Raw genomic sequence first — 19,825 nt, 5'->3', positions numbered from 1 at the left:
TTCACCGCCAGTGTCTATCCGCAATACTTCCCGACAATTGCATAATTGCCATGGGCGGGTGCCAAACCGATACTTTCGGCCATCGGCCCTTTGTAATGACTGACACCCATGATCAAACATTTAATCTCCAGGAAGTTGTCGCCAGCATCCATCGCACAAAAGATCAGAACATTGGACATGGCTGCACAGGTCAAACAACTGGTCATTGACTTGCACAATCAGGAAAGTTTCAGCAACCCCCAAACTCGCCGTGCGGCCATCATGAACATGACCAACCCGCACACGGGCACCCTGACCCTGCATTGCACCACGCTCGGTAACCTCACCATCAAGGCAACAACAGCGGACAACCGCTCTTCATCACTGTATTCGATACCCGGGCACAGTATCCTGTTTGCCATCCATCAACCGTTCGACATCCAGTGCTACGCCCTCAATGGTCCTGTACTGGCAAAAGCCGACCGCCTGCGCGTCACCCCAGGCAACCCCCTGGTCGTCGATGGCCGCCAGACGTTGCTAGACGATTGCCAGCCCGACCGCCCCTCTCGCGCACTGATCGGCCGGATCAACCTGCCGGACAGGAGTGCCGACATCGCGGTATTCGACCGGACCTCATTGCGCAAAGTCGCCTGGCTGCCTCACGACGCCAGCGCCGCCCGGTACCTGGTGAGCCTTGAACTGCTCGAAGCGGTGCAGGATCCCAAAGGTGTCAGGGTCGCCGCCGAGTTGGTCTATCACTATCACCCGGCCGTGGCGTGGAAAGCGTTCCAGATACTCCATCGGGCCGATCCCCAATCCGCGGCGCAGTTCGTTCCACTGTTGAAAAAACACCGCAATGCCCGCCTGGACAGGTTGCTCCAGCCTTTAGAGCAAGCGGCATGAACCTGGAGGCATTTGTCGAACGGTTAAATAATAAAGAGGCGTTGGCCAATCACTCTGAGATCATTAATGCGCTACAACAGTTGGCCACAGACCGTACTTTATTCAGCAATCACCTGCACGCCACGATACAGCGAGACGGCTTCGATATACGCAACAGCCTTTATAACGCTTATGGCCATGTTCTTTACAACGATGAAGCCTTTACCGTGCGCCTGAGTTTCTGGTCGCCGGTCAACACGGATGATGAACGGGAAACATTCATCTATAACGTGAACCACAACCATGACTTCGACTTGTATACCGTCGGCTACAGCGGCGACGGCTATACCACGCTTATCCGCGAAATACTCGATGACCTGCCGCTGCAAACAGGGCGAAGACCCCGATTGGGCAAAGTCCGAACATTCAAGCTGGCGCCGGGCGAAGCCCTATACATGCCTGCCCTGCGGGATGTCCACAGGCAACTCCCACCGCAAACGCTGTCCGCCTCGCTGAGCCTGCTGGTTCACCCACCACATCGGGTCATGGCCGATCAAGCCTGGTGCTTCGACCAGCACTACAGGCCGCTCTACCCAGGTGTAGCGGCACACGAGACCGCGTTGTTCACAGACACGCTGTCATTGCTCGACGCCGGCAGCCCCTTGTTCGGCCATTGTGAAAAAAGGAGAAAATCATGCACGACCTGATCAAAGACTGGGATGAAACACCGTTGTTGCGAGCCGGCGCCAATGTCATCGATACCGCGACGCAACGGGTCAATGAAATCCACTGCACGATCCCCGGCTTCCCCACCCGCTTCAACGTTGGAAACATCCACGAGATCAAGCGCATCTGGAACGTCCTGCCCCAGGACTGACCGAAGAGGCAGCAACCGCGCCCCGCCAGGCTGCAGACCCCTTGGCCTGCAGCCTTCGACAATGCACCGCAGGCATGGCCCATGCGCATTCGTCATCATCTTTATACCTGCCACGTGATAGCCTTTGATTCTTTCGGCGTTGACACTTTTGCTCAAGCCGTTCCATTCCAATGGTGGAACTCACATGTCCAGGCTTTCCCATCAAGATTTACGCCGCAACTTTCGTCAACTGCTGGCTTCCCAGACCTGCTACCACACCGCGTCGGTGTTTGATCCGATGTCGGCCCGAATCGCCGCCGACCTGGGCTTTGAAGTAGGGATCCTGGGCGGCTCGGTCGCGTCGTTGCAAGTGCTGGGCGCGCCGGACTTTGCCTTGATCACCCTCAGCGAGTTCGCCGAACAGGCCACCCGTATCGGTCGTGTGGCGCAACTGCCGGTGATTGCCGACGCCGACCATGGCTATGGCAACGCCTTGAACGTGATGCGCACCATCATCGAGCTGGAGCGCGCCGGCGTGGCGGCGCTGACCATCGAGGACACCTTGCTGCCGGCCCAGTTTGGCCGCAAATCCACCGACCTGATCAGCGTGGCCGAAGGCGTCGGCAAGATTCGCGCTGCATTGGAAGCCCGGGTCGACCCGGAAATGGCGATCATCGCCCGGACCAATGCCGGGATTCTGCCGGTCCAGGAAATCATCAGCCGAACCCAGCAATACGAACGAGCCGGGGCGGACGGGATCTGCATGGTGGGCGTGCAGGACTTCGAGCATCTGGAAAAAATCAGCGAGAACCTGACCGTGCCGTTGATGCTCGTCACCTACGGCAACCCGCTGCTGCGCGACGACAAGCGCCTGGCCGAACTGGGCGTGCGCGTCACCATCGACGGCCACGGCGCCTACTTCGCCGCGATCAAGGCCACCTACGACAGCCTCCGCGAACAACGCCAGATCTTCACCCAGGCCTCGGACCTCAGCGCCACTGAACTGACCCACACCTACACCCAGCCCGAGGAATACATCCGCTGGGCCGAAGAGTACATGAGCGTCAAGGAGTAGTCCTGGAGCCGCCATCGCGAGCAAGCTCGCTCCCACAAGGGATCTGAGTGGCCGCGATATCGGTGACCGCCATATTCCTCTGTGGGAGCGGGCTTGCTCGCGAAGGCGGTGGGTCAGCTTGCATCTCTTTTGAAGGTACCGCCCTCTTCGCGGGCAAGCCCGCTCCCACAGTGGGTTTGCGGTGCGTCGCCCATCTTGGACACATACCCATTCCCCGTGGGAGCGGGCTTGCTCGCGAAGGCGGTGGGTCAGCTTGCATCTCTTTTGAAGGTGCCGCCCTCTTCGCGGGCAAGCCCTCTTCCACAGGGGGCTTATGGCGGATGCAAGATGGCCTTCAGCGCCCGCTGCGCAACATCTCCTTGGGCACGTACTTGCCGATCTCGAACTTGCCGATGGCTGCCCGGTGCACTTCATCCGGGCCGTCGGCCAGGCGCAGGGTGCGCTGCATGGCGTACATGTAGGCCAGCGGGAAATCGTTGGAAACCCCGGCGCCCCCGTGGATCTGGATCGCCCGGTCGATGACCTTCAACGCCACGTTCGGCGCGACCACCTTGATCTGGGCGATTTCACTCTTCGCCACTTTGTTGCCCACCGTGTCCATCATGTACGCCGCCTTCAAGGTCAGCAGGCGCGCCATGTCGATCTCCATGCGCGAGTCGGCGATCTTGTCGACGTTACCGCCCAGGCGCGCCAACGGCTGGCCGAACGCAGTGCGGCTGACGGCGCGCTTGCACATCAATTCCAACGCGCGCTCGGCCATGCCGATGGAACGCATGCAGTGGTGGATCCGGCCTGGACCGAGACGACCCTGGGCGATCTCGAAGCCGCGTCCTTCACCCAACAGGACGTTTTCGTATGGCACCCGCACGTTGTCGAACAGCACTTCGGCATGGCCGTGTGGCGCATCGTCGTAGCCGAACACCGGCAGCGGCCGGACGATTTTCACCCCGGGGGTGTCCACCGGCACCAGGATCATCGAGTGCTGGGCGTGGCGCGGCGCATCGGGGTTGCTCAGGCCCATGAAGACCAGGATCTTGCAACGCGGATCACAAGCCCCCGACGTCCACCATTTCTTGCCGTTGATCACCCATTGGTCGCCGTCGCGCTCGGCGCGGGCGGCCATGTTGGTGGCGTCCGACGAGGCCACATCCGGTTCGGTCATGGCAAAGGCCGAACGGATCTCGCCGCGTAGCAGCGGTGCGAGCCAGCGTTGTTTCTGCTCCTCGCTGGCGTAGCGCACCAGCACTTCCATGTTGCCGGTGTCCGGCGCCGAGCAGTTGAACGGCTCCGGCCCCAGCAGCGAGCGGCCCATGATTTCCGCCAGCGGCGCATATTCCAGGTTGGTCAGGCCGGCACCCAGCTCGGACTCAGGCAGAAACAAATTCCACAGGCCTTCGGCCTTGGCCTTGGCCTTGAGCTCTTCCATGATCGCCGTGGGCTGCCAGCGGTCGCCTTCGGCCACTTGCCGCTCGAACACCGCTTCAGCCGGATAGACATAGGCATCCATGAACGCCGTGACGCGTTCACGCAATTCCTGAACCTTGGGGGTATAGGCAAAATCCATGGACAGCACCTTCTTGGCAGAGGTTGATTTCAGGTCATGGAATCGATGCTAGTTCAGCTACGAAAATTTACCTAACCTATTCTCGGCGTGTATTAACATTCATCACCGATATATGTTTCACTGATTCTCATCGTTACCTGGCACCCACAACAAGTCCAAGAACCCGCCCGAATACAAGAGTGCAGCGCCATGAATCTGAGCAAGGTCGACCTGAACCTTTTCATCGTCTTCGACGCGATCTACACCGAAGCCAACCTGACCCGCGCCGGTCAGATCGTCGGCATCACTCAGCCCGCCGTGTCCAATGCCCTGGCGCGTTTGCGCGAGACCTTCAACGATCCGCTGTTCGTGCGCACCGCCCAAGGCATGGTGCCCACGCCCATGGCCCAAAACATCATCGGCCCGGTGCGCAACGCATTGTCGCTGCTGCGGGTGTCGGTGCAGGAAAGCCGCATCTTCAACCCCTTGCAGGCCGTCAAGACGTACCGCATCAGCATGACCGACCTCACCGAAGGCGTGATCCTGCCGCCGCTGTTCCAGCGCCTGCGCCGCCTGGCGCCGACCGTGGCCATCGAGAGTTTCCTGTCCAAGCGCCGTGAGACCACCAAGGAACTGGCGGCCGGTCGCCTCGACTTCGCCGTGGATGCACCGCTCAACACCGACCCGCAGGTGCGCCATGTCAAGCTGATGGAAGACCGCTACGTGTGCGCCATGCGCAAGGGGCACCCACTGGCGGGCAAGGAAAAGATCAACCTCGACGACTACCTGGCCCAGACCCACGTGCACATTTCCAGCCGACGCAATGGCCTGGGCTATGTCGACCTGGCCTTGGGCAAGATGGGCATCCAGCGCAAGATCGCCCTGCGCTCCCAGCATTACCTGATGGCGTCCCAAGTGTTGCAACAGACCGACATGGTCATGACCGTGCCCGAACGCTTCGCCCGCCGCCACGACCTGCACGCCTTCCAGTTGCCGGTCAACGATGTGCCGCCAGTGGAAACCCACCTTTACTGGCATGAAAGCACCGACCAGGACCCGGCCAACCGCTGGATGCGCGAGCAGATGATCGAGCTGTGCCAGCAAGTGACGGCCCATGAGAAGAAGCTCGACAAGGTTTAGGCGACCAACATTGTGGGAGCAAGCTTGCTCCCACAGGTTTTGTGTACAGAACCTCCTTGCTTGACGCGAACGTCAACCTGCCTTTAGCTTAGCGCCAGCCCCCTTCGTTTCGAGCGCTTCCATGAGCAGCCAGACCTACAGCATCTCCGACCTCGCCCGTGAGCTGGACATCACCACCCGGGCCATCCGCTTCTATGAAGAGCAAGGCCTGTTGAGCCCGGAGCGTCGCGGCCAGGAACGCATCTATTCGCCGCGGGACAAGGTCAGCCTGAAGCTGATCCTGCGGGGCAAGCGCATCGGCTTCTCCCTGGCCGAGTGCCGCGAGCTGATCGAGCTCTACGACCCCACCAGCGGCAACCGGAAACAACTGCACAGCATGCTGGCAAAAATCGCCGAGCGCCGGGAGCAGCTCGAACAGCAATTGCTGGACATCGAACAGATGAAACTGGAACTCGACACTGCCGAAGAACGCTGCATCCAGGCTCTGGAGCAGACGATCGAGGGTGAGAAAATCGTCCAGTAACACTTTCCCCCCGTGGGAGCGGGCTTGCTCGCGATGACGGCACATTCAACATCGATGCAAGCTGATCCAGCGCTATCGCGAGCAAGCTCGCTCCCACAATGGGTTCATCATTGCGCTCAACATATTGGCAACTCACTACAGGTCAACCCCTATGTCCCTCCCCTCCTTTGTACGCTTGATCGAAGTCGGGCCCCGCGATGGCCTGCAGAACGAGGCACAACCCATCAGCGTCGCCGACAAGGTGAACCTCGTGGATGCCTTGAGCGCTGCCGGCCTGGGTTACATCGAGGTCGGCAGTTTCGTTTCGCCCAAATGGGTGCCGCAAATGGCCGGCTCCGCCGAGGTCTTTGCGCAGATCCAGCGCAAGCCCGGTGTTACCTATGGCGCCCTGGCGCCAAACCTGCGGGGCTTTGAGGACGCGCTGGCGGCTGGCGTGAAGGAAGTGGCGGTATTTGCCGCCGCGTCCGAAGCGTTCTCCCAACGCAATATCAACTGCTCCATCAAGGAAAGCCTGGAGCGCTTCGCGCCGATCATGGCGGCTGCCCGGCAGCACGGGGTCAGCGTGCGTGGCTATGTGTCCTGCGTGCTGGGTTGCCCGTATGAAGGCACGGTCAAGCCCGAGCAAGTCGCGTGGGTCGCGCGTGAGCTGTACGCGATGGGCTGCTATGAAGTGTCCCTGGGTGACACCATCGGCACGGGCACCGCCGGCGCCACCCGCAGGATGTTCGAGGTGGTCGGCGCGCAAGTGCCGCGGGACAAGCTCGCCGGGCATTTCCATGACACTTACGGCCAGGCCATGGCCAACGTGTACGCCAGCCTGCTGGAAGGGATCGCAGTGTTCGACAGCTCCATCGCCGGATTGGGGGGCTGCCCCTACGCCAAGGGCGCCAGCGGTAACGTCGCCACCGAGGACGTGCTCTACCTGCTCAACGGCCTGGGCATCGAGACCGGTGTCGACCTGGAGGCATTGATTGCCGCGGGCCGGCAGATCTGCGACGTGCTGGGCCGTCCCACCGGTTCACGCGTCGCCAAGGCACGCAGCGCACAGTGAGGTGTTACCGCTGGGCTTTGTAACGGCGGCGAAACGAGTAACACGGAAACAATTTGTCAGGTTTGGTCCGTCAGATTTTTTTGATAGAAAACTCAACTCATTGATTTATATAGAATTTTAAAAGTTGGCACGGCACCTGCTATATCTCTGGCACAACAAGAATAAAAAAACGCAGCAAACCCAATAAAAACAAGACGAAACGACTCTGACATAACAAAAACAACACGGCAGAGACGCAGCTAACAGATTTTTTTGGAGAAGATGTGCTTTTCAGGGTGCTTCCAGGAGCAACCCGCAACCGGGCAGAGAACAATAAAACTACCTTCAGGTAGCGCCCGAATCGGTTGGATCGCAAAGCGAAAAAGCAGATCAGCGCTCAAAAAAATACGTTTGCTCTTGATCCCGGATGGGGATCGCCAAAAACAGCGGTAAAGGGCCACGGCTGCCAAAAACAACAACAGGCCGCCCCTCAATAATAAAAAAGAGCACGCGACGACAAAATTAAAGGGGAGCTTCGGCTCCCCTTTGTGCTGTCTGGCGTTTGGTTTCCGGGGATCGACTGGTGGGAGCGAGCTTGCTCGCGAAGGCGTAATCTCAGTCAGTATTGATGTTGACTGACCCACCGTTATCGCGAGCAAGCTCGCTCCCACAGGGCTCACTGCCCATTGGCTTGCTTTCAGTCCTCTTCCCTATCGCACAGCTCTTGGATGCTGATTTCGCGCATGCGGAATTTCTGCACCTTGCCCGTGACCGTCATCGGAAACGCATCGACGAACTTGAAGTGACGCGGCGTCTTGAAGTGAGCAATGCGCTCTTTGCACCAGGCGTGCAACTCCTGTGCGGTGGTGCTGTGGCCGGGGTGGCACTTGATCCAGGCGACGATTTCTTCGCCGTAGCGGGAACATGGGATGCCGATCACCTGCACGTCCGCCACTGCCGGATGGGTGAAGAAGAACTCTTCCAGTTCACGCGGGTAAACATTCTCGCCGCCACGGATGATCATGTCCTTGTTACGCCCGACGATGCAGACGTAGCCCTGCTCGTCCATGGTCGCCAGGTCGCCGGTGTGCATCCAATGCGCCTGGTCGATCGCTTCGGCGGTGCCCTTGGGGTTGTTCCAATAGCCGAGCATCACGCTGTAGCCGCGGGTGCACAGCTCGCCAATGGTGCCTCGGGGCACGATTTCGCCGGCTTCGTCGATGATCTTGCTTTCCAGGTGCGGCTGGGTGCGACCGACGGTGGTCACGCGCACTTCCAGTTCATCCGAAGGGCCGGTCTGCAATGACACCGGGCTGGTTTCGGTCATGCCGTAAGCAATCTGCACCTCGCGCATGTGCAGCTCACCGATGACCCGCCGCATCACTTCGATCGGGCACGTGGCCCCGGCCATGATGCCCGTGCGCAGGCTGGACAAATCAAACTCGCCTCGCTGCGGCTGATCCAGCAGGGCAATGAACATGGTCGGTACGCCATACAGCGCCGTGGCCTGTTCCTCTGCCACGGTGGTCAGGGTCAGCAAGGGATCGAACGCATCGTTCGGGTAGATCATGGTGCTGCCGTGGGTCACGCAGCCCAGGTTGCCCATGACCATGCCAAAGCAATGATAGAGCGGCACCGGGATCACCAACCGGTCGGCAGCGGTCAGGCCCAGGCTTTCGCCGACCATGTAGCCGTTGTTGAGAATGTTGTGATGGCTGAGGGTCGCGCCCTTGGGAAAGCCGGTGGTGCCGGAGGTGTACTGGATGTTTACCGGCTGGTCGAAATGCAAACTGGCTTCGCGCTCGGCCAACTGCCCCGCTGTCACCGCGGCGCCCAGGGCAGCCAGCTGTGACCAGGGCAGGAAACCCGAAGGCGGCTGTGGGTCGAGACTGATGACACCCCGCAGATCCGGCAGGCGCTCGCTGTGCAACTGGCCGATCGGCTGTTCCGCCAGTTCCGGCGCGAGTGCCTGCAACATGGCGTGGTAGTCCGACGTCTTGAATGCCCCGGCACACACCAACCACTGGCAACCGGACTGCTTGAGCACGTATTCCAGCTCGGACACCCGATAGGCCGGGTTGATGTTGACCAGAATCACACCGATCTTCGCGCTGGCGAACTGGCTGATGCACCACTGGGCACAGTTGGGGGCCCACACGCCGAGGCGGTCGCCGCTTTTCAGGCCCAGTGCCAACAAGGCCCGGGCGTGTACATCGACGGCTTCAGCGAGCTGTTGCCAGGTGTAGCGCAACGATTGATGACGTACCACCAACGCCTCGCCTTCGGGAAAGCGGGCCACGGTGTGGTCGAACGCCTGGCCGATCGTTTGCGCCAGCAAAGCCTTGGCCTCGGAACCGCGGGTGTAGCTGAGTAGCGACTGCAAACCGGGTTGATCCATGACGTGCCCTCTTGTCTTTATTGGTGGGGGTATCGGTGAACCGTGTGCACACAGGCTTTGTGGTAAGGGAGCTTGCTCCCTCGCCACAAAGAGCTGTAAAGCGCACTTACTCTGGACCAAGTTGACGTTAACGTAAAGGTGATTGACAGGCATTTATAGCAGGCTTACGTTAACGTAAAGGTGAGAGCGAGCCCCTCCCTCTCCGCACCCGACAAAAAAGCCAAAGGTGTCCCATGAGCTACCCATCCCTGAACTTTGCCCTCGGCGAAACCATCGACATGCTGCGCGAACAGGTGCAAGCCTTCGTTGCCAAGGAAGTCGCCCCGCGGGCAGCTCAGATCGATCTCGACAACCTGTTTCCCGCCGACCTGTGGCGCAAGTTCGGTGACATGGGCCTGCTGGGCATTACCGTGCCGGAAGAATATGGCGGTGCCGGCCTGGGTTACCTGGCCCACGTGGTGGCCATGGAAGAAATCAGCCGCGGCTCGGCGTCGGTGGCCCTGTCCTATGGCGCCCACTCCAACCTGTGCGTGAACCAGATCAACCGCAACGGCACCCACGAGCAGAAAGCCAAGTACCTGCCCAAGCTGATCAGCGGCGAACACATCGGCGCGCTCGCCATGAGCGAACCCAACGCCGGCTCCGACGTGGTCTCGATGAAACTGCGGGCCGACAAGCGTGGCGACCATTACGTCCTCAACGGCAGCAAGACCTGGATCACCAACGGCCCCGACGCCAACACCTACGTGATCTACGCCAAGACCGACCTGGAAAAGGGCCCCCACGGCATCACCGCGTTCATCGTCGAGCGCGACTGGAAAGGCTTCAGCCGCAGCAACAAATTCGACAAGCTCGGCATGCGCGGCTCCAACACCTGCGAGCTGTTCTTCGATGACGTGCAAGTGCCGGAAGAAAACATCTTGGGCGTGCTCAACGGCGGCGTGAAAGTGCTGATGAGCGGGCTCGACTACGAGCGCGTGGTCCTGTCCGGCGGCCCGACCGGGATCATGCAGGCCTGTATGGACCTGATCGTGCCCTACATCCACGACCGCAAGCAGTTCGGCCAGAGCATCGGCGAATTCCAGCTGATCCAGGGCAAGGTCGCCGACATGTACACCCAGCTCAATGCCAGCCGCGCCTACCTCTATGCGGTGGCCCAGGCCTGCGAGCGCGGTGAAACCACCCGCAAGGACGCCGCCGGAGTGATCCTCTACAGCGCCGAACGCGCCACGCAAATGGCCCTCGATGCGATCCAGATCCTCGGTGGCAACGGCTACATCAATGAATTCCCGGCCGGTCGCCTGTTGCGCGACGCCAAGCTGTACGAAATCGGCGCTGGCACCAGTGAGATTCGCCGCATGCTGATCGGCCGCGAACTGTTCAACGAAACGAAATGATTTTCGTCAGTTACAAGGCACAAGCTTCAGGCGGCAAGCGAACTGCGCTCCTGCTTGCAGCTTGTGGCTTGAAGCTTAGAGCTGCTACGGAGTAGCCCATGATTCTGCACACCCAGCTCAACCCACGTTCGCCGGAGTTCGTCGCCAACCGCGACGCGATGCTCGAGCAGGTCGAGGCCCTGCGCACCCTGCTCGCCCAAGTCCAGCAAGGTGGCGGTGCCAAGGCCCAGGAGCGGCACACATCCCGAGGCAAATTGCTGCCGCGCGAGCGCATCAACCGGTTGCTCGACCCCGGTTCGCCGTTCCTGGAACTCAGCCCCCTCGCCGCGCACGACGTATACGGCGAGGAGGTTCCTGCCGCCGGCGTGATTGCCGGGATCGGCCGCGTGGAAGGCGTCGAATGCATGATTGTCGCCAACGATGCGACTGTCAAAGGCGGTTCCTACTACCCGCTGACCGTGAAGAAACACCTGCGTGCCCAGGCCATCGCCCAGCAGAATCGCCTGCCCTGCATTTACCTGGTGGACTCCGGCGGTGCCAACCTGCCGCGCCAGGATGAAGTGTTCCCGGACCGCGAGCACTTTGGCCGGATCTTCTTCAACCAGGCCAACATGAGCGCCCAGGGGATCCCGCAACTGGCCGTGGTCATGGGCTCCTGCACGGCCGGCGGCGCCTATGTGCCGGCCATGGCGGACGAGGCAATCATGGTTCGCCAGCAGGCCACCATTTTTCTCGCCGGCCCGCCGCTGGTGAAGGCCGCCACCGGGGAAGTGGTCAGCGCCGAAGACCTGGGCGGTGCCGATGTGCACTGCAAGATCTCTGGCGTGGCCGACCATTACGCCGATAACGACGAACATGCCCTGGCCCTGGCCCGCCGCAGCGTGGCCAACCTGAACTGGCGCAAACTCGGCGACGTGCAGCAGCGCCAGCCCATTGCCCCGCTGTATGCGGCGCACGAGCTGTACGGCGTGGTGTCGGCAGACCCCAAGCAGCCTTTCGATGTCCGGGAAGTGATTGCGCGCCTGGTGGACGGTTCGGTGTTCGATGAGTTCAAGGCGCTGTTCGGCACCACGCTGGTCTGCGGGTTTTCTCACTTGCACGGCTATCCGGTGGCCATCCTGGCGAACAACGGGATCCTGTTCGCCGAGGCCGCGCAGAAAGGCGCGCACTTCATCGAACTGGCCTGCCAGCGCGGCATTCCCCTGTTGTTCCTGCAGAACATCACCGGTTTCATGGTCGGCCAGAAATACGAAGCCGGCGGCATTGCCAAGCACGGCGCGAAACTGGTCACGGCCGTCGCCTGCGCCCAGGTGCCGAAGTTTACCGTGATCATCGGCGGCAGCTTCGGCGCGGGCAACTACGGCATGTGCGGCCGCGCGTACGACCCGCGGTTCCTGTGGATGTGGCCGAATGCGCGGATCGGCGTGATGGGTGCCGAACAGGCGGCTGGCGTGCTGGTGCAGGTCAAGCGCGAACAGGCCGAGCGCAGTGGCCACCCGTTCAGCACCGCACAGGAAGCCGAGATCAAGCAACCGATCCTCGACCAGTACGAAGAGCAGGGCCATCCCTACTATTCCAGCGCACGGCTGTGGGATGACGGCGTCATCGACCCGGCCCAGACCCGCGATGTGCTGGGGCTGGCCTTGTCGGCCTCACTCAACGCGCCCATTGAATCGAGCCGCTTCGGCGTGTTCCGGATGTAACGGGGAATGCCCATGGATAACTTCAACACCCTCGAATTGCTCAGCGACCCACGTGGCTTCGCCACCTTGTGGCTCAGCCGTGAGTCGAAGAACAACGCGTTCAATGCCCAGATGATCCGTGAACTGATCCTCGCCCTGGATCAGGTCGGCAGCGATCCGAACCTGCGCTTCCTGCTGATCCGTGGCCGCGGCAAGCATTTCAGCGCCGGCGCCGACCTGGCCTGGATGCAGCAATCGGCCGAACTCGATTACCACACCAACCTCGACGACGCCCGGGAACTGGCGGAGCTGATGTACAACCTCGCCAAGCTGAAGATCCCCACGCTGGCCGTCGTGCAGGGCGCCGCCTTTGGCGGTGCGCTGGGCCTGATCAGCGCCTGCGACATGGCCATTGGTGCCGACGAGGCGCAGTTCTGCCTGTCGGAAGTGCGCATAGGCCTGGCACCGGCGGTCATCAGCCCGTTCGTCGTCCAGGCCATCGGCGAACGGGCCGCCCGGCGCTACGCGTTGACCGCGGAACGTTTCGGCGGACAGCGTGCGAGGGAGATCGGTTTGCTGTCGGAAAGTTACCCGGCCGAGGCGTTGGATCATCACCTCGAACAATGGATCGACAACCTGCTGCTCAACAGCCCGGCGGCCATGCGCGCCAGCAAGGACTTGCTGCGTGAGGTCGGCCACGGTGCCCTGACCCCGGCGCTGCGACGCTACACCGAAAACGCCATCGCCCGCATCCGTGTCAGCCCCGAGGGCCAGGAGGGCCTACGCGCCTTTCTGCAAAAGCGCGCGCCAAACTGGCAAGCCGAGTCGAATAACAAGGAGCCGCGTCGATGAGCGCCCCCGCCCTCACCACATTGTTGGTGGCCAACCGTGGCGAAATCGCCTGCCGCGTGATGCGCACCGCCAAGGCCATGGGCCTGACCACCGTGGCCGTGCACAGCGCCACCGATCGCGATGCCCGTCATAGCCGCGAAGCCGACATCCGTGTCGACCTGGGCGGCAGCAAGGCCGCCGACAGTTACTTGCAGATCGACAAACTGATCGCCGCGGCCCAGGCCAGTGGTGCCCAGGCGATCCACCCCGGCTATGGCTTCCTGTCCGAAAACGCCGGGTTCGCCCGGGCGATCGAAAACGCCGGGCTGATCTTCCTCGGCCCACCGGCCTCGGCCATCGATGCCATGGGCAGCAAGTCCGCGGCCAAAGCCCTGATGGAAACCGCCGGCGTGCCCTTGGTGCCGGGTTACCACGGCGAAGCCCAAGACCTGGAAACCTTCCGCGACGCCGCCGAACGCATCGGCTATCCGGTGCTGCTCAAGGCCACGGCCGGTGGTGGCGGCAAGGGCATGAAGGTCGTCGAGGATGTCAGCCAGTTGGCCGAAGCCCTGGCCTCGGCCCAGCGAGAGGCGCAATCTTCATTTGGCGACTCGCGCATGCTGGTGGAAAAGTACCTGCTCAAGCCACGCCATGTGGAAATCCAGGTCTTTGCCGACCGCCACGGCCATTGCCTGTACCTCAATGAACGCGACTGCTCGATCCAGCGTCGCCATCAGAAAGTGGTGGAAGAAGCCCCCGCCCCTGGCCTGACCCCGACCTTGCGCCGGGCGATGGGGGAAGCGGCCGTGCGCGCGGCCCAGGCGATCGGCTACGTCGGCGCCGGCACGGTGGAGTTCCTGCTGGATTCGCGGGGCGAGTTTTTCTTCATGGAAATGAACACCCGGTTGCAAGTCGAGCATCCGGTCACCGAAGCGATCACCGGGTTGGACCTGGTGGCCTGGCAGATCCGCGTCGCCCAAGGCGAGCCGTTGCCGATCACCCAGGACCAGGTGCCGTTGCTGGGCCACGCCATCGAAGTGCGCCTGTACGCCGAAGACCCGACCAACGATTTCCTCCCGGCCACCGGGCGCCTGGCGTTGTATCGCGAATCGGCCGACGGGCCGGGTCGGCGGGTCGACAGCGGCGTGGCGCAAGGCGATGAGATCTCGCCGTTCTACGACCCGATGCTCGGCAAGCTGATCGCCTGGGGCGAAGATCGCGAGCAGGCACGATTGCGGCTGTTGAGCATGCTCGATGAGTTTGCCATCGGCGGGCTGAAGACCAACATCGGCTTTCTGCGCCGCATCGTGGCCCACCCGGCCTTCGCGGCAGCCGAACTGGACACCGGATTTATCCCACGCCACCAGACGCAATTGCTGCCAGAACCCGGCGAGCTGGATGACGACTTCTGGTTCGCAGCGGCCCAGGCATTTGCCCTGGGCCTGACACCGCAGGTGCGTGGCGACGACGTGCATTCGCCTTGGGCCCACACCAGCGGTTTGCGCCTGGGATTGCCTGGGGAAACCAGCCTGCACTTGAGCTGCGAAGGACAAGACCGTGCGATCACGCTGGCCCCTGATGCCTCCGGCGTCGAGTTAGTCGACGAGCGATTGACCCTCGAGCACAACGGTCTGCGTCGCAGCCACCGTGCCATTCGCCAGGGCGACAGCGTGTATCTGCAATGGCAAGGCGACCTGCATCGGATCGACCGGTACGACCCGCTGGCCGCCGCCGAAGCCAGCCACAGCCATCAGGGGGGCCTGACGGCGCCCATGAACGGCAGCATCGTGCGGGTGTTGGTGAGCGTGGGCCAAGCGGTGGAGGCCGGGGCCCAGTTGGTGGTGCTCGAAGCGATGAAGATGGAGCACAGCATTCGTGCCCCCCAGGCCGGCGTGATCAAGGCGTTGTATTGCCAGGAAGGCGAAATGGTCAGCGAAGGCAGCGCCCTGGTGGCGTTCGAAGAGTAGTCATCGGCCCGCTTGCAGGGCCGATGCGCTCAGAAGCGGATGGTGGCCTGCACCACCACGCCGATCATGCGGCATTGCTCGGTGTACAGGCTTTTCGGGTAAGTCGGATTGAGCGGGACCAGGTAACGCTGGCCGCTCTCCTCGATCAGTTTGCGAAAGGTCGCGTCGCTGCTGCCAGGCAAATAGGCCACCACCAGCTTGCCGGGCACCGCTTCGATCGCCGGGTCCACCAGGATCGACATGCCCTCGGGAATGCTCAGGCCGCTTGGGGCGGTCATGGCATCGCCCACCACCACCAGCCAGAATGCTTCGCCCTGGGCGTGGTAATCCGTCAGCTCATAGCGGACCTCGCCCTCGCGCACATGGCCGACCTGGTGCCATTCACTGACCGGGTAACGGAAGTACGGGTTGTACTTCTGCGCCAGCGCCAGGCCCTCCTCCGTGGAGGTGTCCGGTTCGCGAATCACCATCGCCACTTCGAGGAATTCCAGCCCCAGCTCCTGCAGGACCCGATTCATGTCGTCGACACTGGGTTGCCGGCGCTTGGTCAACCAATGGCCGACGCCGCCCTGGGACATTCCCAACCGTTCTGCCAGCACCACTTGCGTGATGTGCAGCTCCTTCATCTTGGCCTTGACCAACTCTATCCATTTATCCATGTGCGGCACGATACGTGGCTGGCTCCGACCATCAAAACACAAAATGTAGTATTTAAATTATCGTCACAATTACGATGGGTACTATTCTGGATTCAGGATTTTCAGCCCCCACACGGAGAACCGCGAGACCATGGACACTTCCAACAAGGAACAGCCCAACACCCCGTACGACAGCTTATTCACGTCATTGCAGGACTGCCCGGCGGCGCAACGCGCGCTCGATTACTACTTGAAACCGGGTGTGTCGAATGCCCCGGCAGAACATCGCTTCTTCGACGTCAACCACAACATCGGCGCGGAGGAAGCCCTGGTCCACGCGTGCGACCTGCTGCGCTGCGCGGCGGCCACGGCCCACGAATCCGCCAACCGATTGGACGGATCCAGCCGCGACCTGGCCTTCTCGGTAGTGCACATGATTGATCTGGTCAAGGTGATGCTCGACCGATCCCTGGATGGCTACCCGACTCGTCAGGCGTAGCAAGGGAAGGTTGGCGCGGAGCGCGGACAACAGGAAAATTTTTCCAATCGATGCGATAAAACCATTTGACTTGCAAATGATAATGATTATTATTGCATCAACTGGTCGCGAGATCAGTCGATAGTCCAGAAGACCTTGGTCGGACTTCTGGAATATCTCCTCATCAGGCTAATCACGGTTTTTGACCCGGCTTTTTGCCGGGTCTTTTTTTTTGCCGATTTTCGGCTTATGGCTTCAGGCTAATGAAGTCTTTGGGTGTCGCTGAATCTGTTGGCGGCGATGATAGCAAATGAACATCTATTTTCAAGCATCCCCGTCCGCGCAAGCCGAAACGATCGATTGCCAGCACTTGAGAATCAATTGCGGACTCTCTAAGCTGACTCGGCGTCCAGGGAGGACGCCCCCGCTCTTTGCTTGATGTAAATCGTCCTGACTTTCCCTTCCCAGCGTGTAAAGTAACGGCCATAAAATCCTGTTCAGGAATCGTGACCGTGGCTAAATCTTCCTTCGATATCAGCGCCAACTTTGACAGCGGCAACATTGAAGTCGTCGACATCAGCAACCCGTTGCAGTCGCTGCTCAAGATCCGGCCCGATACCCGCAGCCCGCATTTGCAGTGGTTCCACTTCAAGGCCAGCGGCCTGCATGTCGGCCAGGAATATTCCTTCCGCCTGCTCAATGCCAGCCAATCGTCGTACAACAAGGCGTGGACCGGCTACCAGACCGTCGCGTCCTACGACCACGTCAATTGGTTCCGCATTCCGACCCAGTTCGAGGGTGACGCCCTGCGCTTTCACCTGGAAGCCGAACAGCCCCACGCTTGGTTCGCCTACTTCGAACCCTACAGCCGTGGTCGTCACGACTGGCTGATCGAACAGGCACTGCACAAGGCCGGCACCGAGCTGCTGGCCGTGGGCAAGAGCGTCGAAGGCCGTGACATCCAGCTGCTGCGCAAGGGCAATGGCAGCGACGGTCGGCGCAAGATCTGGATCATCGCCCAGCAGCACCCCGGAGAACACATGGCCGAGTGGTTCATGGAAGGCGTGATCGAGCGTCTCCAGCACACGGATGATGCGCAACTGAACCGGCTGCTGGACAAGGCCGACCTGTACCTGGTGCCCAACATGAACCCGGACGGCGCATTCCATGGGCACCTGCGCACCAACGCCAATGGCCAGGACCTCAACCGCGCTTGGCAGAACGCCAGCCCGGAAATCAGCCCCGAGGTGTTTTTCGTACAGCAGCAGATGGAAAAGTACGGCGTCGACCTGTTCCTGGACGTGCATGGCGACGAGGAAATCCCCCACGTCTTCACCGCCGCCTGCGAGGGCAACCCCGGCTATACCCCACGTATCGCCCACCTCGAAGAACGCTTTCGCAGCCACCTCAAACACCAGACCAAAGACTTCCAGACCACCCACGGCTACGTTCGCGACGAACCGGGCCAGGCCAACATGACACTGGCCTGCAACGCGGTCGGGCAGAAATACGACTGCCTGTCACTGACCCTGGAAATGCCGTTCAAGGACCACAACGATCACCCGAACCCGCTCACCGGCTGGTCCGGCAAACGCTCGATGCAGTTGGGCAAGGACGTATTGAGCACCCTGGGCGATTTGGTCGACGAGTTGCGCTGATCCTGCGACGGCCCCCATGATCGGTGGCGAGGGCAACGAAGCCCCTCGCCACCGGTGTATCAACCCTTGCCGCGCAACATACTGTCCAACACCTCGTCCCGACGCACCCAGGCGTGAAACAACGCCGCCGCCAGATGCAGCAGCACCGTCAGGAACAACAGGTAAGCCAGGTAGCCATGGGCCTTGCGCAACAGGGCGAAGGTCTGCGCATGCGCGGGCAGGATCGACGGCAGTTGCAGCCAATGGCCGAGCATCACCGGGTCACCCGCCGCTGAAATCATGCCCCAGCCCAACAGCGGCAGGACCAGTATCAAGGCGTACAACAGCACATGCGAAGCCTTGGCCGCCAGCACCTGCCAACCCGGCAGATCGGCCGGCAGCGGTGGTTGCCGAGTGCTGAAGCGCACCACCAGGCGCACGATCACCAGCAGCAGAATCGCGATGCCCAAGGGTTTGTGCAGTTGCAGTAACCATTCATGGCGTTCGGACACCGAGGCGACCATGCCGGCGCCGATGAACAACATGGCGATGATCATCAGCGCCATCAGCCAGTGCAGCAGTCGGGCCAGCGGAGCAAAGTGACGAGGGGCGCTCATGGGCGGGCCTCCTGGGTGGCGGGCAGTTGGCTCACTTCGCTGGTGCGCCGCAGGTAGGAAGTGGCATACGCAGCGGAGCGCGCCGCCAACAGTGGATCATCGGACCCTTCGATGCCGGCCGGCAGGATCAGCGGGTCATAGTTGATATCGCGGCACTCGCCCTGGTCCTGCGCCTGGGAGCGCTCCAGCACCAGCGTACCGGCATTGATCACCTTGCGCTCCGTCGGCCAGGGCTTGCTGGCATCGTTCACCGGGTCGCCCGGTTCGGCCAGGGTAATCCTCAACTGCCAACGCAGTGGCCCGGCCGCGAGCCGCTTCACCAGATCCTGCTCAAGGAAGTCGGCCCCCTGGGGCAGCGTCGCATCCGCGGCGTCCTGGCTCTGCGGTACCACGCCCCAGCGTACCGCCTGGCGCTGGCCGGCGGGGGTGACCAGGTAAAAGGCATTGATGCCGTTAAAGGTCTCGGTGGCATAACTGGCCGATGGTTTGGCGGTCTTGATCCATTGCAGGAACGGCGTGGCCTCCGGGTGCGCGGCAAAGAACGCCGGCGCCGCGGCAGGGTTCGGTTTTCCCGTGGCCGGATCCGGCGATTGAGCCTGCTGCAACTGGTAGAACGCATCGGGCGTGCCCACCGGGAACACCGGCATGCTGTTCATGCCGGTGCGCCATTGCTGGCCGTTTTCCTGGGTGAACCGCAGCGCCAGGCTACGAATCGGGACACTCGCGTCCGGTGCATACGGGTTGCCGCTGGGCAAGGCGAAACGCCCGACCACTGGCGTGCGCGCCTGCGTGAAGACCTGGGCGCTGGAATAGGCCGCGGCCTCGCCACTGCTTTCAAAATAGCCCGCCACGCAGACACCTTTCGAATGATTGCGGCGAAAGCCCGGATGCACGCCGTTGTTTTTTTCCAGCACGTTGACCAAGGCATTGGGCGTCAGGCGCTGTGGGTCGAGGGTGCCGTTGACGTAGGCAAAAGCCCCGGCCAGCGCCGCGACAATCACGCCAATGCCGGCCAGGCGCAGGGTCAGGCCGGCGGCACTCAGCGGCGGCCTGCTCGATGAGGAGGAAGGGTCAACCATGACGAAGCTCCAAGGCTCAAGGCCGTTTGAGGAAATGGACCCGTCAGACGAAGGGCCAGCAGGTTTATTCCCA

The 19,825-nt window shown here is 61.6% G+C and carries 18 protein-coding genes; 13 read left to right on the top strand and 5 right to left on the bottom strand.

Annotation, left to right across the window (positions count from 1 at the left end; translation table 11 throughout):
* Positions 1-177: 177 nt before the first annotated feature.
* The 4 genes from AD664_RS22240 (at position 178) to AD664_RS22225 (ending at position 2,792) form a co-directional block, all read left to right on the top strand.
* Positions 178-882: a hypothetical protein gene (locus AD664_RS22240; RefSeq protein WP_053149780.1), complete on the top strand. Its 705-nt coding sequence runs from the start codon at positions 178-180 to the stop codon at positions 880-882.
* Positions 879-1,568 (top strand): hypothetical protein, encoded by a 690-nt coding sequence (locus AD664_RS22235; RefSeq protein ID WP_053149777.1) that lies wholly within the window; start codon positions 879-881, stop codon positions 1,566-1,568. Before AD664_RS22240 ends, AD664_RS22235 begins: the two co-directional genes overlap by 4 nt.
* Positions 1,556-1,738, top strand: a complete 183-nt coding sequence (locus AD664_RS22230; protein WP_053149774.1) for a hypothetical protein — start codon at positions 1,556-1,558, stop codon at positions 1,736-1,738. The genes AD664_RS22235 and AD664_RS22230 overlap by 13 nt, the downstream gene beginning before the upstream one ends.
* A 184-nt stretch (positions 1,739-1,922) precedes the next feature.
* Complete coding sequence (locus AD664_RS22225) at positions 1,923-2,792, top strand: oxaloacetate decarboxylase (RefSeq protein ID WP_042729059.1); 870 nt, start codon at positions 1,923-1,925, stop codon at positions 2,790-2,792.
* 334 nt (positions 2,793-3,126) lie between these two features.
* Here the strand turns inward: AD664_RS22225 and AD664_RS22220 are convergent, their stop codons facing one another.
* The gene (locus tag AD664_RS22220; RefSeq protein WP_053149772.1) at positions 3,127-4,356 is read right to left on the bottom strand and encodes an acyl-CoA dehydrogenase; all 1,230 of its coding nucleotides are present in this window, start codon (positions 4,354-4,356) and stop codon (positions 3,127-3,129) included.
* 189 nt (positions 4,357-4,545) lie between these two features.
* On the opposite strand from AD664_RS22220, the gene AD664_RS22215 reads away from it, so the two are divergent.
* The 3 genes from AD664_RS22215 to AD664_RS22205 all read left to right on the top strand — a co-directional run bounded on the left by AD664_RS22215 (position 4,546) and on the right by AD664_RS22205 (position 7,049).
* Positions 4,546-5,475, top strand: a complete 930-nt coding sequence (locus AD664_RS22215; protein WP_042729061.1) for a LysR family transcriptional regulator — start codon at positions 4,546-4,548, stop codon at positions 5,473-5,475.
* 121 nt (positions 5,476-5,596) lie between these two features.
* Entirely contained in the window at positions 5,597-5,998 is a 402-nt protein-coding gene (locus tag AD664_RS22210) for a MerR family DNA-binding transcriptional regulator (protein ID WP_047739173.1), read from the top strand.
* 151 nt (positions 5,999-6,149) lie between these two features.
* Positions 6,150-7,049, top strand: coding sequence for a hydroxymethylglutaryl-CoA lyase (locus AD664_RS22205; protein ID WP_042729063.1), 900 nt, complete (start codon positions 6,150-6,152; stop codon positions 7,047-7,049).
* A gap of 676 nt (positions 7,050-7,725) precedes the next feature.
* Here AD664_RS22205 and AD664_RS22200 read toward each other — a convergent pair.
* On the bottom strand, positions 7,726-9,426 hold the full coding sequence (locus AD664_RS22200) for an AMP-binding protein (RefSeq protein ID WP_053149770.1): 1,701 nt from the start codon (positions 9,424-9,426) through the stop codon (positions 7,726-7,728).
* A gap of 233 nt (positions 9,427-9,659) precedes the next feature.
* Between AD664_RS22200 and AD664_RS22195 the strand changes: the two genes are divergently transcribed.
* The 4 genes from AD664_RS22195 to AD664_RS22180 all read left to right on the top strand — a co-directional run bounded on the left by AD664_RS22195 (position 9,660) and on the right by AD664_RS22180 (position 15,303).
* On the top strand, positions 9,660-10,823 hold the full coding sequence (locus tag AD664_RS22195) for an isovaleryl-CoA dehydrogenase (protein WP_053149767.1): 1,164 nt from the start codon (positions 9,660-9,662) through the stop codon (positions 10,821-10,823).
* Positions 10,824-10,921: 98 nt separating this feature from the next.
* Positions 10,922-12,526 carry a carboxyl transferase domain-containing protein gene (locus AD664_RS22190; protein WP_053149764.1) on the top strand — a complete coding sequence of 535 codons (1,605 nt, stop codon included), beginning with the start codon at positions 10,922-10,924 and terminating at the stop codon, positions 12,524-12,526.
* 12 nt (positions 12,527-12,538) lie between these two features.
* On the top strand, positions 12,539-13,357 hold the full coding sequence (locus AD664_RS22185) for a gamma-carboxygeranoyl-CoA hydratase (protein WP_053150077.1): 819 nt from the start codon (positions 12,539-12,541) through the stop codon (positions 13,355-13,357).
* A complete protein-coding gene (locus tag AD664_RS22180) occupies positions 13,354-15,303 on the top strand; it encodes an acetyl/propionyl/methylcrotonyl-CoA carboxylase subunit alpha (RefSeq protein ID WP_053149761.1) in 1,950 nt (649 codons plus the stop codon). Before AD664_RS22185 ends, AD664_RS22180 begins: the two co-directional genes overlap by 4 nt.
* Positions 15,304-15,332: 29 nt before the next feature.
* Here AD664_RS22180 and AD664_RS22175 read toward each other — a convergent pair whose 3' ends face one another.
* Positions 15,333-15,962 carry a LexA family transcriptional regulator gene (locus AD664_RS22175; protein ID WP_053149758.1) on the bottom strand — a complete coding sequence of 210 codons (630 nt, stop codon included), beginning with the start codon at positions 15,960-15,962 and terminating at the stop codon, positions 15,333-15,335.
* Between the two features lie 130 nt (positions 15,963-16,092).
* Between AD664_RS22175 and AD664_RS22170 the strand changes: the two genes are divergently transcribed.
* Together AD664_RS22170 and AD664_RS22165 are read left to right on the top strand one after the other, a co-directional pair.
* Complete coding sequence (locus AD664_RS22170) at positions 16,093-16,440, top strand: DUF6124 family protein (protein WP_053149755.1); 348 nt, start codon at positions 16,093-16,095, stop codon at positions 16,438-16,440.
* 485 nt (positions 16,441-16,925) lie between these two features.
* Entirely contained in the window at positions 16,926-18,077 is a 1,152-nt protein-coding gene (locus tag AD664_RS22165) for a M14-type cytosolic carboxypeptidase (RefSeq protein ID WP_042729070.1), read from the top strand.
* A 59-nt stretch (positions 18,078-18,136) separates the two neighbouring features.
* On the opposite strand, the gene AD664_RS22160 is transcribed toward AD664_RS22165, so the two are convergent.
* Together AD664_RS22160 and AD664_RS22155 are read right to left on the bottom strand one after the other, a co-directional pair.
* Positions 18,137-18,673 (bottom strand): cytochrome b, encoded by a 537-nt coding sequence (locus tag AD664_RS22160; RefSeq protein ID WP_053149752.1) that lies wholly within the window; start codon positions 18,671-18,673, stop codon positions 18,137-18,139.
* The gene (locus AD664_RS22155) at positions 18,670-19,752 is read right to left on the bottom strand and encodes a catalase family peroxidase (protein WP_053149749.1); all 1,083 of its coding nucleotides are present in this window, start codon (positions 19,750-19,752) and stop codon (positions 18,670-18,672) included. Before AD664_RS22155 ends, AD664_RS22160 begins: the two co-directional genes overlap by 4 nt.
* Between the last annotated feature and the right edge of the window lie 73 nt (positions 19,753-19,825).

Source organism: Pseudomonas sp. P97.38, assembly GCF_001269745.1.
In the GTDB taxonomy this organism is placed as follows: domain Bacteria; phylum Pseudomonadota; class Gammaproteobacteria; order Pseudomonadales; family Pseudomonadaceae; genus Aquipseudomonas; species Aquipseudomonas chlororaphis_E.
The sequence above is the reverse complement of the archived record's forward strand: the minus strand, read 5'-3'. Positions and strand labels throughout refer to the sequence as shown.

Bases quoted from the DNA above. Each gene is read 5' to 3' on its own strand.
- AD664_RS22240 (WP_053149780.1), top strand. From the start codon at position 178: ATGGCTGCACAGGTCAAACAACTGGTCATTGACTTGCACAATCAGGAA.
- AD664_RS22235 (WP_053149777.1), top strand. From the start codon at position 879: ATGAACCTGGAGGCATTTGTCGAACGGTTAAATAATAAAGAGGCGTTG.
- AD664_RS22230 (WP_053149774.1), top strand. From the start codon at position 1,556: ATGCACGACCTGATCAAAGACTGGGATGAAACACCGTTGTTGCGAGCC.
- AD664_RS22225 (WP_042729059.1), top strand. From the start codon at position 1,923: ATGTCCAGGCTTTCCCATCAAGATTTACGCCGCAACTTTCGTCAACTG.
- AD664_RS22220 (WP_053149772.1), bottom strand. From the start codon at position 4,356: ATGGATTTTGCCTATACCCCCAAGGTTCAGGAATTGCGTGAACGCGTC.
- AD664_RS22215 (WP_042729061.1), top strand. From the start codon at position 4,546: ATGAATCTGAGCAAGGTCGACCTGAACCTTTTCATCGTCTTCGACGCG.
- AD664_RS22210 (WP_047739173.1), top strand. From the start codon at position 5,597: ATGAGCAGCCAGACCTACAGCATCTCCGACCTCGCCCGTGAGCTGGAC.
- AD664_RS22205 (WP_042729063.1), top strand. From the start codon at position 6,150: ATGTCCCTCCCCTCCTTTGTACGCTTGATCGAAGTCGGGCCCCGCGAT.
- AD664_RS22200 (WP_053149770.1), bottom strand. From the start codon at position 9,426: ATGGATCAACCCGGTTTGCAGTCGCTACTCAGCTACACCCGCGGTTCC.
- AD664_RS22195 (WP_053149767.1), top strand. From the start codon at position 9,660: ATGAGCTACCCATCCCTGAACTTTGCCCTCGGCGAAACCATCGACATG.
- AD664_RS22190 (WP_053149764.1), top strand. From the start codon at position 10,922: ATGATTCTGCACACCCAGCTCAACCCACGTTCGCCGGAGTTCGTCGCC.
- AD664_RS22185 (WP_053150077.1), top strand. From the start codon at position 12,539: ATGGATAACTTCAACACCCTCGAATTGCTCAGCGACCCACGTGGCTTC.
- AD664_RS22180 (WP_053149761.1), top strand. From the start codon at position 13,354: ATGAGCGCCCCCGCCCTCACCACATTGTTGGTGGCCAACCGTGGCGAA.
- AD664_RS22175 (WP_053149758.1), bottom strand. From the start codon at position 15,962: ATGGATAAATGGATAGAGTTGGTCAAGGCCAAGATGAAGGAGCTGCAC.
- AD664_RS22170 (WP_053149755.1), top strand. From the start codon at position 16,093: ATGGACACTTCCAACAAGGAACAGCCCAACACCCCGTACGACAGCTTA.
- AD664_RS22160 (WP_053149752.1), bottom strand. From the start codon at position 18,673: ATGAGCGCCCCTCGTCACTTTGCTCCGCTGGCCCGACTGCTGCACTGG.
- AD664_RS22155 (WP_053149749.1), bottom strand. From the start codon at position 19,752: ATGGTTGACCCTTCCTCCTCATCGAGCAGGCCGCCGCTGAGTGCCGCC.